Genomic DNA, 15,267 nt, shown 5'->3' on the forward strand with positions numbered 1-15,267 from the left:
TTTTCGAAATAAGTTACCCATAACCTGCAAGCTAAGCTATTGATAAGATTTGAATTTTCCGTTAGTTGGTGGCTGATTTTTTCGAAAACAGTACACTAGAATCCTGATACTGACTGCGCTGATAGACGTTACGAGGCCCAAGATGAAAGCGTCACTGCAGCAAGTATTACAGGCTGACCGAATCGAAGACCTACAGAAACTCGGAGCATTTACCGAGATAAAAAGGACTGTCGAAACCCAGTTGATGTTAAAGCTCGGTGTCAACGGCTGGGCCGCACTGTTCTCGAAACTGCATGTGCTTAAGGCCACGCTCTCCTCGAACAGCTCAAGTATCAACTTGGCCCGTCACGAAAAAAACTTCAGCGAAGCTCGCCGCGCACTGTCAAAAAGCCTCGGCTTTCGGGTCACGGCAAAAAACCCGTCAGAGCTTGATGGGCTGATTCGAACATGCTCGTTGTATTTTTTTGATAATCACTTTGATCCGCACAGACGCTTTGAAGAGAAAAAACTCAAAAACTTTATAAACAGCTCAAAACTGGAAGGAATCAAAATACCTTTCCTTGACGAAAAAGCGTCATTGGAAAGCATACTCGCCAAACACAGAAGATAATGTCATGGACCGATATGATGCATCTCACGACTGCTACTGCTACCCCGCATCATCGGTTTTGAGAAACCGGCTGAATATTCAGGACATGGACGACCTTGAAGCAGCAGAAAGAGAAATCACCGCAAGTACCGTAACGCGAGTGCACTACACAGCCCCTCCTTACAGCCTGGAAAATATGAAACAGCTGCACAGGCAGCTATTTTCTGATCTGTACGAGTGGGCGGGGGAAATCAGAACGGTTGATATCTCCAAAGGCGGGACACGCTTTTGTACCTGTGCGCGCATCGTTACCTCCTGACCATTCACCTACAGCTTCATCAACGGCTCCTGAAAGCGCAATAGACGCCCGGCATTGCCCAACACCAACAAGGTGCTGAGGTTGTGCAGAATGGCGGCGACCATCGCGCCAGCGGCGCCGAGCAGGCCAAAGGCGGCCAGGGCCACGATGGCCAGCGTCCAGCCCAGGCCGATGATCACGTTGACCTGCAAGGTCTGGCGACACTGGCGGCTGAGTCGTACACAGGTGCCCAGGCGGCGCAGGTCGCTGCCGATCAGGACGATGTCGGCAGACGCCAGCGCGATGTCGGCCCCGCCCGCCCCCATCGCGACGCCGACCACACCGGCCTTGAGGGCCAGCGAATCGTTGACCCCGTCGCCGACCACCATAGGCCGAAAGCCGCTGGCGATTTCGCCCATCACCCGGTTGAGCTTGTCTTCCGGCAACGCCTGCGCATGTACATCAGTGATGCCGATATCACGCGCCAGGTTGTCGGCCACGCTTTGCCGATCACCGGTCAGCAATAACTGCCGCCCCATGCCCAGCTCACGCAGTTCAAGCAGCGCGGCCTGGGCTTCGGGCTTGACGCTGTCGGCCAGCAGCAGCCAGGCCAGAAACACACCGTCCAGTGACAGCCCGGCCAGCGGGCCGTCGTGTGCCGGGACCTGCGGCGTGACAATACCCAGTTGTTCAAACAACTCAGGTCGGCCCAGTGCGGCATCGCCGTGCTCAGTCGCGGCCACTACACCCAGCCCCTGGCGCTCACGAGTATCGGTCAACGGTAGCAGGCGGCTGTTATCCACAAGCCCGGCCAATGCGCGACTGACCGGATGGCTGCTGGCCGAGCCCAGGCTGGCCGCCAGTTCCAACAATTGTGGGTGCTCTGCGCCTTGGGCCTGTACCGACTGCAAACGCAGGCGACCGTAAGTCAGCGTGCCGGTTTTATCCACAACCAGCGAGTTCAAGTCAGCCAGTTCTTCAAGAAACGCCGAGCTGCGAATCAAGATGCCGTGCCGTGCCGCGACGGCAATACCGGCGATGGCCGTTGCCGGAGCCGAGAGCACCAGCGCGCACGGACAGGCCGCCACCAGCACAGCGAGCATCGCCTGCGCATCCTGGGTGATGAACCAGGTCAGCGCCGCGATCAGCAACACAAGCACCATGTAACTGCCTGCGTAGCGCTCCAGCAGGCGGGTGATGGGCGGTTTGGAGCGTTCGGCGCTCTGCATCAGCGCGATGACCTTGCCCAGCGTGGACTGATCGCCGATGCGGGTCACTTCGATACGCAGCAGGCCATCCAGATTGATCGCGCCGCCAAATACTTCGACTCCGACACTGGCTTCCAGCGGCACCGACTCGCCGGTAATCGACGACGTGTCCAGGCTGGCCTGACCGAAAAGCACCCGACCGTCTGCCGGGACCCGATCACCGGCGCGCACTTCAACCTGGTCACCGGGTTTCAGCGTGGTGTTATCGACCTCACGAATGCTCCCGTCCGCGCTCAGCAACCGAGCCTGACTGCGGGTCAGACGACCCAGCGCTTCGATGGCTTCCTGCGAGCCGATCACGCTGCGTTCTTCCAGCACATGGCCGAAGATCATGATGATCGGCAGCAATGCCGCGGTCATCAAGTCGCCGGTGGCCCAGGCACCGAGCATGGCCAGCGCAATCAACTGGTCCGTAATGCCGTGCAGGCTAGGGTGCCGCAGGCTGTGCCAACCGGCGCTGATCACAGGGATGGCCACCAACAGTGAGGCCGCACCCAGCAGCAACTGGCTGACGCCGTTCTGCTCCGGGGCGATGAAGCGCCAGATCAGACCCAGCCCCAACAGGCCCAATGCCAACATTGCCAGCGTCAGTTGCCGGGCCGCGCTGCGCTGTTCCGCGTTGCTCAACAGGCTGCCGGCCGCTTCTGAGTGAACGGCGTCGTGGGTGTGAACGGCTTCGCCACTCATTGCGGTGCTCCCTGGATAATCAGGCGGGAATCGTCTCGGGGATCGACGGTGGTGACCGAACCTGCCTGATGCAGAATACCCGGCACACGCTCTCGATAAAGGCGTTGCATGAGGCCTGGGTCGCTGCGGTTCTGCGCCGACTCTGACAGGCTGACGACCGTCGCCGTAGCGGCTTGAGCTTTGGCCAGCCTTTCAGAGGCCTGGGCATGCGCCACCTGCAGGGTTCGGTCGGCTTGTTGATTGGCGGTCTGGGTCACCTTTTCGGCATCAGTGCGTGCGTTGGCCACCGCTTGATCCGCTTGCTGGCTGGCGGTCAACACTGCATTGAACGCATTGACCGCTGCCTTCGGCAGACTCGACTGCACGTCCACCCGCGCCACCTCGACGCCAATGCCCATCCCCGTCGCGTTGAGCTCAGCGAGACGTTGATTGATGCCGCGCACCAGGTCGCCACGCAGTCGCTCACGGCGTTCGGCCGCCTGACTGTCTGCGCCGATCAGCTCAGGCCGGGCCACCAAAATAGTGTCCAGATCCCGCGCAGCGGTGAGTGCCACTGCGCTGCGATTGACCAGCCGATCCAGCGCGGGCAATACATGATCGCCCTGCAACACGAAGGCATTGGGGTCAGTCACTTTGTAGAACACCGTGACGTCCAGCTGCACGACCCCGGCATCGCCGGTCAGCAGAAAACCGGAACCGGCCAGTGCATCGCTCATCGGCGCCGACAGGGTCACGATTTCATCCGCTTTCAACGCAGCGGGCGAGCGCAGCAGGGTTTCCACGCGCCGCTCGATCACTCGGTCCGCCGAAGGCAGCAGCACCACTTGCTCGAAAGGTTGCGGCCACGCGGTCAGCAAACCCGCGTTCTGAACCCGCTCGATCGCACCGAAGCGCATCACCACGGCACGGTTCTGCGGATCGATCTGGCGCACGTTGGACGTCACCCAGCCAAGCGCGGCCAGCAGTGTCACGCCATACAACCCGATGAACGCCAGACGGCTGGCCTGCAGCCACGGGCTGTTCACGGGCGGCCGTTGCGCCACGGGCTCGTCAGCCACTTCACTCATGGCTGTGTTCCACCCTTGCCGTCCAGCGTCGGCGGGCCGTCTACCAGCACACGGAATGGCGCAGCGTCAGTGCGCAAAATCAGTCGGGTGCCCGGCGTCACAATGGTGCCCAGCGTGTCCAGCGAGCGCAGCAGGTTGTACAGCTGTGGTGAACCGGCGTAAGCGCGGCCGTAGATCTGCGCGGCTTCGACACGCGATTGCGCTTCGATATCGGCGGCTTTGACCGTGGCATCCGCTTCGACGATACGCGCGTCACGCTCGGCGGCCGAACGTATCTGCGCCGCTTCACGCTTGCCCACGGCGGTGCGCTCGGTGGCGATGGTTTCGCGCTCGGCACGCATGCGGTCCACGGTCGCGTTGAGCGTCACCGATGGCAGGGTCAGTCGCTCGACGCCGACTTGCAGAACACGAACGCCATACGTCGCCAGCAGTTGCTGATCAATCTGCTGACGCAGCTGGTTTTCAAATGCAGTGATGTTCACTTTGCCGGCGTCGGTGTTCACAAGGCTGGACAGGTCAAAACTGCTCGCCGTGGTCTCCAGCGCAGAACCGACAAAGGTACGGATCTGCCGCGCCGCTTCGTCAGGCTGGTTTTGTACCGCACGCATGAAGCGCTGCACGTTGTCTGCATCGCCCTGCACCTGCCACGCCACGTAGGCTTGAACGATGATGCGCAGGCCGTCGCGGGTGCCGACATCCTGCAAGCCGCTGGAGGTAGTACGCAGGCGCAGGTCCACCGGAATGGTCGCCTCGAACGGCGCAGGCCAGCGCCAGTTCAAGCCGGGGTCGAGCAGCACACGCGACGGATTGCCGAAACGGGTAACCACCGTTGCCTCGCCAGAACGCACCTGCACCAGGCTGGCCGCCGCGATGGCAAAGGCAATCAGCAGCGCTGCCAGGCTCGCCCGCCGCCAGGGGAACACAGATGGCCCGGCCGCTGCGTGATGGTGGTGGTGGTGGTGGTGGTGATGACCATGACCGCCATGCCCATGGCTGGCGTGGCTATCGTGGTCGCTGTGATCGTGATGATGATGGAACAGACTCAAGGGACGACTCCTTACTGAACGGCTTTACGCGGCGCCGCTGGGTCTGCCGGTGGGGTGAACGAACGCAGGTCGATGGTCGGCGCGTTGTCGCCGCCCAGACGGTGGTCGAGTATCAGCAACTTCGCATTGCCCAGGCCCTCGGTGAGCTGGGCCAGGTATTGCTCGAGTAAAAACGCCTGCCCGGCCTTGGCGTAGGCCTGACGCTCGGCACTGAAGCGCAGGTCTGCGCCTTGCGCTGTGGCCAGCACTTCGCGGGCTCCGGCGCTGGCCTGATCGCGGGCAACACTGGCGTTGAGCTGAGCCTGATTGGCCTTGTCACTGGCGGCACCGCGCTCGCGGGCAATCAACGCCTGCGCACCAATCTGCGCCGCCTGCACGGCGTGATAAGCGTTGGCGGCACCGGCTGGCGGGTGGATCGCTTCGACCACAGTGGCGAGCAGCTCGACACCGCTGTCCAGGCGCTGCAAGTCTGCCTGCACGGCCTTGCCAATATCGTCGGCCAGGCCGCTGCGTTGCTCGCCGAGCAGTTCATCCAGCATGCGTGAGGCAAAATCGTGCACCAGCACGCGGCTGGCGGTGCTGCGGATCAGCGCAGGAATATCGGCACTGTTGTAGGTCGAGGCCATTGCTGCCGAATCCGTCAGGCCGATGCGATAGACGAAACGCACGTCCATGTTGACGATCTGAAAGCTCTGCTTGTCGCCTGCACTGCTGGCGATGACCTGGGATTTTTCGTTGATGTGGCTGGCGTCCCACAAGCGGTTGGCGCTGTTGGGCGGCGGTCCTTCGGCGGGGTCCAGGCTTTGCTCGGCGGCGTCGGCAGCGGACACACTGGTCGCCAGCTCATGCACTACACCGTTTTCCACCGCCAGAACCCGGCCAAACGGCCAAGGCAATCCTGCATGCAAGCCTGGCCCGAACACCTCGACCGGTTTGCCGAAACGCTCGTAGATGCCGCGCCCCTGCATCGGCACTTCGTGCACGCCGCTCAACGCCCAGCCCAGCGCCGCGACGACTGCCAGCACCGGCAAAAAGGCGCGACGCATGTAGGTGAAGGCCCAGATCTGACGCAGGTCGATACCAAAACGATTGTGCAGTTCGTGCTGCAAGGCCAGCAGCGGACGTGGCGGCCAGCGCAGCAGGTCGGCGACGAAGCTGCTCGCCAGCAGGCGCGGCTCGACAAGCGCAGTGCGCGGGCTGAACACCGACAGGCCCGCACGCAAGACAAACTCCAGCGCAACGCCCAGCGGCAGCAGGCCGATCAATACAGCCAGGCGCGCAGGCCAGACTCTGTCCGCGCTGGAGAAGAACAGGCACAGCGCGCCGATCAGCAGAACGATGAGGGTCATGCACACCAGTTGTGCGAGCGGGCCGGCTTCTGGCGACTGGCCTTCTGGCTCACCGCTCAATTGCCGCTCGATAACCAGCAGGCCAAACGCCAACAGCAACATGATGCTGCCGACAAGGCTGCCCAGTGCAGAAAGGTCGCTGCCAAGCAGCGTCAGGTTCCAGAAGGCGCGGATGATGATCAGCGCCAGCAATGCCCACCCACCAAGCCACAGGGTCGAGCTGCCGATGTAACTGACCATCGACTGGCCAGCGTCGCTCAACCCGGTGAGCAGACGCTCGTACCAGCCGGTTTCATCAGGCGTTGCTGCTGTTTCAGGAGACTCTCCGCTGGCAGGTGCGCCCCATGCGCGGGCCCGCCACAGCGCCACGTGCCGTGCCGACTGCAAGCCTGCGCTGAGCAACAGCAAGGCCGCCGCCGCATTACCCAGCACTGCCATCCACAATGAGCCTGGCGAAAACAGATCAATGGACAGCGCCAGCAGCAGCGCGAACGCCGCCAACCCGCCGGTCACATACATCAGTCGCCCGAGACGCCGAACCTGCTGCACTGCCATCTGAAAACGCGGCAGACCTTCGAGGTCTGCGTGCTCACCCAAATCAACCCGCATCACTACCCCGGAACCCGCTGAATATTGCCCTGTAGAGAGCCCGATATCGGCTTCTATCAATGCCGCCGCATCATAGCGTTACGATATAACACGCAGAGTGAAACTTTCGTCAGGTTTCGCATTGATTCAGCGTAGGAGGTGCAGCGCAGATCTGCGACGTGGAGCGCCGCGAAATGTGCGCCCACTCGAGCATTTGGCGGCAGAATCGTCTGCGCATTGAGACCTGTCGCACAAACACTGTTACGTAGTACCGGTCACATTATGTTTCACTAGCGTCTCGGCCTGCGCCGCTGTAAAGGGCGCTGAGCGTTGTAGTTATCCACAGACACGGATGCTCTTGCGTTGATTTCTATCTACCAGCTCAAACCGCGCTTTCAAAATCTGTTGCGCCCGCTCGTTCAGCGCCTGTACGAGCGCGGCATAACCGCCAATCAAGTCACGCTCGCGGCGTGCGCCATCTCATTGCTGATCGGTGCCGTCGTGGCCGTGGCGATCCCGCATTACTGGGTGTTTGCACTGATCCCCGCGTGGATGATCGTGCGCATGGCGCTCAATGCCATCGACGGCATGCTGGCCCGCGAGTTCGGCCAGAAGTCCCGGCTCGGCGCCTACCTCAACGAACTGACCGATGTCATCGCCGACAGCGCGCTGTTTCTGCCTTTTGCGCTGCTTGTCGATGTCAGCCCGGGCCTGGTGCTGCTGGTGACCCTGCTGGCGATTTTCAGCGAATACGCAGGCGTGCTCGGCCCAATGGTCGGTGCATCACGACGCTACGACGGCCCGATGGGCAAAAGCGACCGCGCGCTGGTCTTCGGCGTGCTCGGCGCAGGCGTCGCCATCGGTTGGCTACCCGCCCTGTGGATAAACGTGATTCTGCTCATCGTCTGCGCCCTGCTGGTGTACACCCTGTTCAACCGGGTGCGGCGCGGCCTGAGTGAAGCACCCTCCTCCCAGCAATAATCAAAACATCGTACTGGCATAAGGAAGTCGCAATGCGTGATGTGAATGATCAGCGCTTCACCACCCACGATGGCGTCGAGCTGTTCTACCGCCACTGGCCTGCTGCACACCCGACGCCTGATGCGCCACGGCAAGCCGTGTTGCTGTTTCATCGCGGCCACGAGCATTCCGGGCGGATTGCGCATCTGGTCGATGAACTGGACCTGCCAGGCTTTGATTTTTTTGCCTGGGATGCCCGCGGTCACGGTCAGTCGCCAGGCGCCCGTGGTGACAGCCCGAGCTTTGCCACCAGCGTTCGCGACGTGCAGACCTTTGTCGATCACCTGAGCGTCACGTTTGATATTGCCGAAGAGAACATGGCAGTGATCGCGCAAAGCGTGGGCGCCGTTATTGCAGCGACATGGGCGCACGACTACGCGCCGAAGATCCGCGCACTGGTCCTCGCCTCCCCCGCCTTCAAGGTCAAGCTGTATGTACCTTTCGCCCGCACAGGGCTGGCGCTGCTGCGTAAGTTCAAGGGCAACTTCTTCGTCAACAGCTACGTCAAGGCGCGCTTCCTGAGCCACGACCCGCAACGTATCGCGTCCTACGACAGCGACCCGCTGATCACCAAGGCCATTTCAGTGAATGTGCTGCTGGGCCTGTATGAAGCCGCCGACCGTGTGGTTGCCGATGCACAGGCGATCCAGATCCCGACCCAGTTGCTGATTTCAGGCTCGGACTTCGTCGTGCATCGTGCGCCACAGGAGCGTTTTTTCGAACAACTGGGCAGCCTGCGCAAGGAGAAACACACCCTGCCGGGGTTCTTCCACGACACGCTGGGCGAGCGTGACCGTCATCTGGCGCTGAGCCGCGCGCGGCGCTTCGTCTTGCAGAATTTCGAAACGCCGATGCACCGCCCGTCGTTGCTGGACGCTGACCGGCTGGGCGCAACCTGTGCGGAGTCCGAAGAGCTGGCCGCGCCGTTGCCGCACAATTCGTTGCGCGACCTGTACTGGCGCATGACCCGCGCCAGCATGCGCCTTGGCAGCAAGTTATCCACAGGGGTGAAACTGGGTTTCGACACCGGCTTCGATTCTGGCAGCACGCTGGATTACGTCTATCGCAACCGACCCGCCGGCAAAGGCGCGCTGGGTCGCATGATCGACAAGAACTACCTGCAATCGATCGGCTGGCGTGGCATTCGCCAACGCAAGCTGCACGCCGAAGAACTGCTGCGCCTGGCCATGGCGCATTTGCGCAATCAGGGCAAACCGGTACGCATCGTGGACATCGCCGCCGGGCACGGGCGTTACATTCTGGAGTCGTTGCGGGGCGTCGAGCCGCTGCCGGAATCCATTCTGCTGCGCGACTACAGCGACATCAATGTGCGCGACGGCAGCCTGCTCATCGAGCAGAAGGATCTGGAAGACATCGCGCGCTTCGTCAAGGGCGATGCCTTTGACCGCAACGACCTGGCAACGCTGGACCCCAAACCGACGCTGGCGGTGGTGTCGGGGCTGTATGAGTTGTTTTCCAGCAACCAGATGGTCGACGATTCGCTGGCCGGGCTGGCGGCAGCCGTCGAACCGGGCGGTTATCTGGTGTACACCGGGCAGCCGTGGCACCCGCAACTGGAGCTGATCGCCCGCGCCCTGACCAGTCATCGCGAAGGCCAGGCCTGGGTCATGCGCCGTCGCAGTCAGTCAGAGATGGACCAACTGGTGGAAGCCGCTGGCTTTCGCAAGATCACCCAGCGTGTTGATGAATGGGGGATTTTCACCGTGTCCTTGGCGCAGCGCATCCAGTGAGTGCGGTACGCGAACGAGGCCTGTGGAAAAGAGCGGTCGTCTGGCTGGTGTTACTCGCGCCGTTCTTTTTTGCAAGTTACGGTTTTGCCACCTGGTACACGGCGCAGCGCACCGATGTCGGCAGCCTGGTGTTCGACTGGGAAGCACACATGCCGTTCTGGGCCTGGACCATCGTGCCTTATTGGTCCATCGACCTGCTTTACGGTTTTTCCCTGCTGGCCTGCCTGACACGTCGGCAACTGGATACGCATGCCTTGCGCCTGTTCAGCGCGCAGCTCATCTCCGTCACCTGCTTTTTGCTCTGGCCGCTGCGCTTTACCTTCGAGCGTCCGGAACTGGACGGCATCTTCGGCTGGCTGTTCGCGGTGCTGGCAGGCTTCGACAAGCCGTTCAATCAGGCACCGTCCCTGCACATCGCCCTGCTGGTGGTGCTGTGGGTCTGTTACGACCGCTACGCCCGGCACTTTCATGTCGCGTGGCGCTGGCTGCTGCACAGCTGGTTTGCCCTGATCGGCCTGTCGGTGCTGACCACCTGGCAGCATCACTTTGTCGACTTACCCACAGGCGCACTGGCCGGCTGGTTCTGTGTCTGGCTGTGGCCGGATGAAGGCCGTAGCCCGTTGCTGGCGGCGCGCCTGACACGACATCCGAAACGGCTCAGGCTGGCGCTTTACTACAGCATGGGCGCTGTCTTGCTGGCGATCCCGGCATTTGCGCTCGCTGGTGGCGGGTTGTGGTTGGCGTGGCCGGCACTGTCGTTGCTGCTGGTGGCGCTCAATTACCTGCTGTTCGATGCAGCGGGTTTTCAGAAACGTGCCGACGGGCGATTGACCGCTGCGGCTTACTGGTTGCTTGGCCCATACGTGCTCGGCGCGTGGATAAACTCGCGGCTGTGGACAAAAAAGCGGCCCGACCCGGATCAGGTTGTGGATAACGTATGGTTGGGTCGATTGCCCAGTGAGCAACAGATGCAGCCTTTTCAGGCGATTGTGGATATGTGTGCCGAGCTGCCGATAAATCCGGGCACGCGAAGTTATCAACAGGTCGCTGCAATCGACCTGATTCCACCCGATCTAGAACATTGCCTGCGCGCGGCAAAAGCTATCGAAACCCTGCGCCAGCACGGACCTTTGCTGGTCTGCTGTGCACTGGGCTATTCACGCAGTGCTACGGCCGTCGCGGCATGGCTGCTTTATTCAGGCAGGGCAACGTCGGTGGACAACGCGGTGGCGCTGATCAGGGCCGCAAGGCCTGGCGTCGTTCTGCGTGAAGGGCATCTGCAGGTTCTGGCGGACTTGCTGCGTAACCGCGACGCCATTCATACAAACACTCTGCCTAATAGCGCGCGATAGTTTATCCACAGGACGGACGGCTTATGTCACCAGAAATGCACCTCTTGGTCACCGCCAGTCTGCTTCGTCGGGGTAAATCGCTGGACTATCTGTCCACAGGGCTGTTGCTGTTGAGCCTTGCGGCAGGGCTCGCACAGTTGTGGATAACGCCACTCAGCGCTTTGTTGGCAGTGTGGATCGTGGTCATGGTGCTGAGTGGGCTGCTGGCAAAATCCAAGGCATTCCGGGTCGCTTTCGACGCAGACCTGTTTCAGATCATGGCCACTCAGCCCAGCCAACTGGCTGATCGCACCCTGGAACTCGACCAGACCCTGAGCGAGCTGGGTTTGCAGCCTGTGGATAAAGGCGGCCGTGACTGGACGCTGCGCAGGCAGGGCGCACTGCGGCAACTGCGCGTGCAGGTCGGGTACATCGCGCTTCAACTGTTCTGGCTGGTCGGTTTCATCTTTCTCTTTCCCTGGCTGTCCTTTGCCCAATAGGAATTGTCATGTTCGAACCTCTGGTCGCCACGATCATCACCGCCGGCGCGCGCAGCATCACCGGTGCGCGCAGCTTGTGGCTGGGTTGCACGCCTGAGCAGCGGCAACGGATCTACTTCGCCAATCACAGCAGCCACGGCGACTTCGTGCTGCTCTGGGCCTCGCTGCCACCTGCGCTGCGCAAGACCGCCAGGCCGGTCGCCGGCGCTGATTACTGGCAGAACAGCCCGTTGCGGCGCTACATCATCAACCGTGTGTTCAACGGTGTGCTGGTGGATCGCAAGCGCAGCACGCCGGAAAGCAACCCGCTACAACCGATGCTGGAAGCACTGGAAAACGGCGACTCGCTGATTCTGTTCCCGGAGGGCACACGCAATCCGGAAGACGGCTTGCTGCCCTTCAAAAGCGGGCTGTATCACTTGGCGAAGAGTTATCCACAGGTGGACCTGGTGCCCGTATGGATTGCCAACCTCAACCGGGTCATGCCCAAAGGCCGCATGCTGCCGTTGCCACTGTTATGCACCACCAGTTTCGGCGCGCCTCTGCGTCTGGACAGCGAAGAAAGCAAAGAGCAATTCCTCACCCGCAGCCGTGACGCGCTGCTGGCCCTGGCACCGGAGCCGCTGTAATGGATAACCAGACTCAACTGTTGTTCATGGGCATCGGCATGGTTCTGTTGCTCGCCTCGCTGATCGGCTACGTGCTCAAGCGCAGGGCAGGCGGACCCAACTCGGTTATCGACAACCTCAACGCGCGCATCAATGCCTGGTGGGTGATGGTGCTGGTGATCGGCTTTGCCTTCTGGCTGGGTCAGGGCGCGGTCATCCTGCTGTTCTACGCCGTGTCGTTCTACGCACTGCGCGAGTTCCTGACCCTCACGCCGACCCGGCGCAGCGATTACCCGGCACTGGTGGCGGCGTTCTACCTGGCGCTGCCGTTGCAGTACGTGCTGATCGCGATTAACTGGTACGGGCTGTTCTCGATCTTCATTCCGGTCTATGTGTTCCTGCTGCTGCCGATTCTGGCCTCGCTGGGCGGCGACAGTAAGCACTTCTTGGAACGCGCCTCGAAAGTGCAGTGGGGCTTGATGATCGCAGTGTTCTGCGTCTCCTACGTGCCCGCCCTGCTGACCCTGGAGATCGCCGGCTACGAAGGCCGCAATCTGTTGCTGATCGCCTGGCTGGTGATCGTGGTGCAGATCTCCGATGTGCTGCAATACGTGTGCGGCAAGTTGTTCGGCAAACGCAAGATCGCGCCCAATCTGTCGCCATCGAAGACCGTCGAAGGCTTTCTGGGCGGTATCGCTCTCGCCTCGTTGATTGGCGGCGCACTGTGGTGGATAACCCCGTTCAATGCCTGGCAGGGCGTCCTGATCGCACTGCTGATCAACCTGCTGGGGTTTGCAGGGGGCATTGTCATGTCGGCCATCAAGCGTGACCGTGGCGTGAAAGACTGGGGCCACATGATCGAAGGCCACGGCGGCATGCTTGATCGGCTGGACTCGGTCTGTTTTGCCGCGCCGATTTTCTTCCATCTGGTGCGTTACTGGTGGACCTGACGGTGCTTGCGGTCGCCTGAATCGGCCCCTCATAGACGCCAACCGGGCATTTGCCACGAATACGCGCCAGCAAAATGATTGCTGAATATTGCGTGGCAAATGCAGCCGTCGACGGCCAGGCACGCTATTGCCCTGATCAGCCAGGCACACCCGACTCGCTCGCAGGCCTTGTGCCAAGCGGCGATGGACGTGATCAGGCAGCCGTAATGCGTTTAAAAAACGTCCGTTTTCAAGGCCTGACGCCGAATTCATTGCGCATGATTCGCGTTTTTTTTTGGCTGATTTCCGAACGGGATCTCGTCTTTGTTATCTGTTGTGGGTAGTTTGCGTTCGGCAAGGAGTCGTTGGCGCGCCATTTTTTGTGCAGGACGCACAGAATTACTCAGAGGCTTCACCCTTATGAATCGCAGAAATCTCCTGAAAGCGTCCATGGCGTTGGCCGCTTACGGCAGCGTATCGGCCTCAGGTCTTTATGCTGCGCGAGCACTGGCCGCAGCAGCCGATGGCGAGATCGAACACTTCGATTTTACAGAGCTGCAAGCCCATGCCAAGAAGCTCGCAGGCAAAGGCTATGTGAGCAACAAGCAAGTGCTGCCACCCGTCCTGGCGAACATGACGCCGCTGCAATTCAATGCCATTCGCTACGACCCCAATCATTCGCTGTGGAAAGACGTCAACGGTCAGCTCGACGTGCACTTCTTCCACGTCGGCATGGGTTTCAAGACGCCGGTACGCATGTACAGCGTCGACCCGCAGAACAAGCAGGCGCGGGAAGTGCATTTCCGCCATGACCTGTTCAATTACGAAAGCAGCGGCATCGACAAGAACCTGGTCAAAGGCGACCTGGGTTTTGCCGGCTTCAAGTTGTTCAAGGCGCCCGAAATCGCCATCAACGACGTCGTTTCGTTCCTCGGCGCCAGTTATTTCCGGGCCGTGGACAGCAACAAGCAATACGGCCTGTCGGCCCGCGGCCTGGCTATCGACAGTTATGCCAAGCGTCAGGAAGAATTCCCCGACTTCACCAAGTTCTGGTTTGAAACACCGGACAAGAACGCCACGCGCTTTGTGGTGTACGCGCTGCTCGACTCGCCCAGCGCCACCGGTGCCTACCGTTTCGACATCGACTGTCAGGCCGGTCAGGTGGTCATGGAAATCGATGCGCACATCAACGCGCGCACCGATATCCAGCAACTGGGTATTTCGCCGATGACCAGCATGTTCAGCTGCGGCACCCACGAACGGCGCATGTGCGACACCATCCACCCGCAAATTCACGACTCCGATCGCCTGTCGATGTGGCGCGGTAACGGCGAGTGGATCTGCCGCCCGTTGAACAACCCGGCCAAACCGCAATTCAGCGCGTTCGCCGACAAAGACCCGAAAGGCTTTGGTCTGGTGCAAAGCGATCACGAGTTCTCCAGCTATCAGGACACCGTGGTCTGGTACAGCCGTCGTCCAAGCCTGTGGGTCGAACCGATCACGGCGTGGGGTGAAGGCGAAGTCAGCCTGCTGGAATTGCCGACCACCGGCGAGACGATGGACAACATCGTGGTGTTCTGGACACCGAAGACGCCGGTCAAGGCCGGGGATTCGTTGAATTACGGCTACAAGCTGTTCTGGAGCCCGCTGCCGCCGGTGAGCACGCCGCTGGCTCAGGTCCACGCCACACGTTCCGGCATGGGCGGTTTCCTCGAAGGCTGGGCACCGGGCGAGCATTACCCGAAAACCTGGGCTCGCCGCTTCGCGGTGGACTTCAACGGCGGCGGTCTGGATCGCTTGCCGGAAGGCACGGGCATCGAGCCTATCGTCACCGTTTCTCATGGCAAGGTGCAGGACTTCAACATCCTCGTGCTGCCGGACATCAAGGGCTATCGCATCACCTTTGACTGGGTACCGGACAGCGACTCGGTCGATCCGGTGGAAATGCGCATGTTCATCCGTACCGGCGACCGGACGCTGAGCGAAACCTGGATGTACCAGTACTTCCCGCCAGCACTGGACAAGCGCAAATACCCGTAAGGCGGGGGTTCCTCCCGAGAGGCCCGGAGAACGGGCTTCTGCCTGGAGGGCGCGGACCAGCGAAGCGCCGCCCGGCCCGCTGCCACAGCAACGCGTTTCTGCCCGGAGGGCGTAGGAGCGGACTTGTCCGCGAAGGGCTGCGAAGCGGCCCCAAAACAGGCCGCCTCGGTTGTATCTGGTGCATCGAGGCGGCTGG

12 protein-coding genes and 1 pseudogene are annotated in these 15,267 nt (G+C 61.2%); 9 read left to right on the forward strand and 4 right to left on the reverse strand.

What is annotated here, in order from left to right; translation table 11 throughout:
• Positions 1 to 142: 142 nt before the first annotated feature.
• Both DW49_RS0118020 and DW49_RS1000000130460 read left to right on the forward strand, forming a co-directional pair.
• Entirely contained in the window at positions 143 to 610 is a 468-nt protein-coding gene (locus tag DW49_RS0118020) for a YhfG family protein (protein WP_005621938.1), read from the forward strand.
• A 4-nt stretch (positions 611 to 614) separates the two neighbouring features.
• Positions 615 to 896 (forward strand): annotated as a pseudogene (locus DW49_RS1000000130460) (putative adenosine monophosphate-protein transferase Fic); the annotation flags it as partial.
• A 20-nt stretch (positions 897 to 916) separates the two neighbouring features.
• On the opposite strand, the gene DW49_RS0118025 reads toward DW49_RS1000000130460, so the two are convergent.
• Genes DW49_RS0118025 through hflK (DW49_RS0118040) form a run of 4 tightly spaced genes read right to left on the reverse strand, consistent with a single transcriptional unit; the run spans position 917 to position 6,913 of the window.
• Positions 917 to 2,842 carry a cation-translocating P-type ATPase gene (locus DW49_RS0118025; RefSeq protein ID WP_005621940.1) on the reverse strand — a complete coding sequence of 642 codons (1,926 nt, stop codon included), beginning with the start codon at positions 2,840 to 2,842 and terminating at the stop codon, positions 917 to 919.
• Positions 2,839 to 3,909 (reverse strand): protease modulator HflK, encoded by a 1,071-nt coding sequence (gene hflK, locus DW49_RS0118030; RefSeq protein ID WP_005621942.1) that lies wholly within the window; start codon positions 3,907 to 3,909, stop codon positions 2,839 to 2,841. Before hflK (DW49_RS0118030) ends, DW49_RS0118025 begins: the two co-directional genes overlap by 4 nt.
• Positions 3,906 to 4,955, reverse strand: coding sequence for a protease modulator HflC (gene hflC / locus DW49_RS0118035; protein ID WP_005621944.1), 1,050 nt, complete (start codon positions 4,953 to 4,955; stop codon positions 3,906 to 3,908). The genes hflK (DW49_RS0118030) and hflC overlap by 4 nt, the downstream gene beginning before the upstream one ends.
• An 11-nt stretch (positions 4,956 to 4,966) precedes the next feature.
• On the reverse strand, positions 4,967 to 6,913 hold the full coding sequence (gene hflK, locus DW49_RS0118040) for a protease modulator HflK (protein WP_005621946.1): 1,947 nt from the start codon (positions 6,911 to 6,913) through the stop codon (positions 4,967 to 4,969).
• Positions 6,914 to 7,255: 342 nt separating this feature from the next.
• Between hflK (DW49_RS0118040) and DW49_RS0118045 the strand changes: the two genes are divergently transcribed.
• The 7 genes from DW49_RS0118045 to DW49_RS0118075 all read left to right on the forward strand — a co-directional run bounded on the left by DW49_RS0118045 (position 7,256) and on the right by DW49_RS0118075 (position 15,071).
• The gene (locus tag DW49_RS0118045) at positions 7,256 to 7,873 is read left to right on the forward strand and encodes a CDP-alcohol phosphatidyltransferase family protein (RefSeq protein WP_003378312.1); all 618 of its coding nucleotides are present in this window, start codon (positions 7,256 to 7,258) and stop codon (positions 7,871 to 7,873) included.
• 32 nt (positions 7,874 to 7,905) lie between these two features.
• Positions 7,906 to 9,663 (forward strand): bifunctional alpha/beta hydrolase/class I SAM-dependent methyltransferase, encoded by a 1,758-nt coding sequence (locus DW49_RS0118050; protein WP_005621951.1) that lies wholly within the window; start codon positions 7,906 to 7,908, stop codon positions 9,661 to 9,663.
• A complete protein-coding gene (locus DW49_RS0118055) occupies positions 9,660 to 11,015 on the forward strand; it encodes a phosphatase PAP2/dual specificity phosphatase family protein (protein ID WP_005621956.1) in 1,356 nt (451 codons plus the stop codon). The genes DW49_RS0118050 and DW49_RS0118055 overlap by 4 nt, the downstream gene beginning before the upstream one ends.
• A 23-nt stretch (positions 11,016 to 11,038) precedes the next feature.
• A complete protein-coding gene (locus DW49_RS0118060) occupies positions 11,039 to 11,494 on the forward strand; it encodes a hypothetical protein (RefSeq protein WP_024420494.1) in 456 nt (151 codons plus the stop codon).
• A gap of 8 nt (positions 11,495 to 11,502) precedes the next feature.
• Positions 11,503 to 12,123 carry a lysophospholipid acyltransferase family protein gene (locus tag DW49_RS0118065; protein ID WP_005621960.1) on the forward strand — a complete coding sequence of 207 codons (621 nt, stop codon included), beginning with the start codon at positions 11,503 to 11,505 and terminating at the stop codon, positions 12,121 to 12,123.
• On the forward strand, positions 12,123 to 13,052 hold the full coding sequence (locus DW49_RS0118070) for a phosphatidate cytidylyltransferase (RefSeq protein WP_005621962.1): 930 nt from the start codon (positions 12,123 to 12,125) through the stop codon (positions 13,050 to 13,052). Before DW49_RS0118065 ends, DW49_RS0118070 begins: the two co-directional genes overlap by 1 nt.
• 399 nt (positions 13,053 to 13,451) lie before the next feature.
• Entirely contained in the window at positions 13,452 to 15,071 is a 1,620-nt protein-coding gene (locus tag DW49_RS0118075; RefSeq protein WP_024420495.1) for a glucan biosynthesis protein D, read from the forward strand.
• Positions 15,072 to 15,267: the final 196 nt, after the last annotated feature.

This window comes from Pseudomonas avellanae BPIC 631, assembly GCF_000444135.1.
Lineage (GTDB): Bacteria > Pseudomonadota > Gammaproteobacteria > Pseudomonadales > Pseudomonadaceae > Aquipseudomonas > Aquipseudomonas avellanae.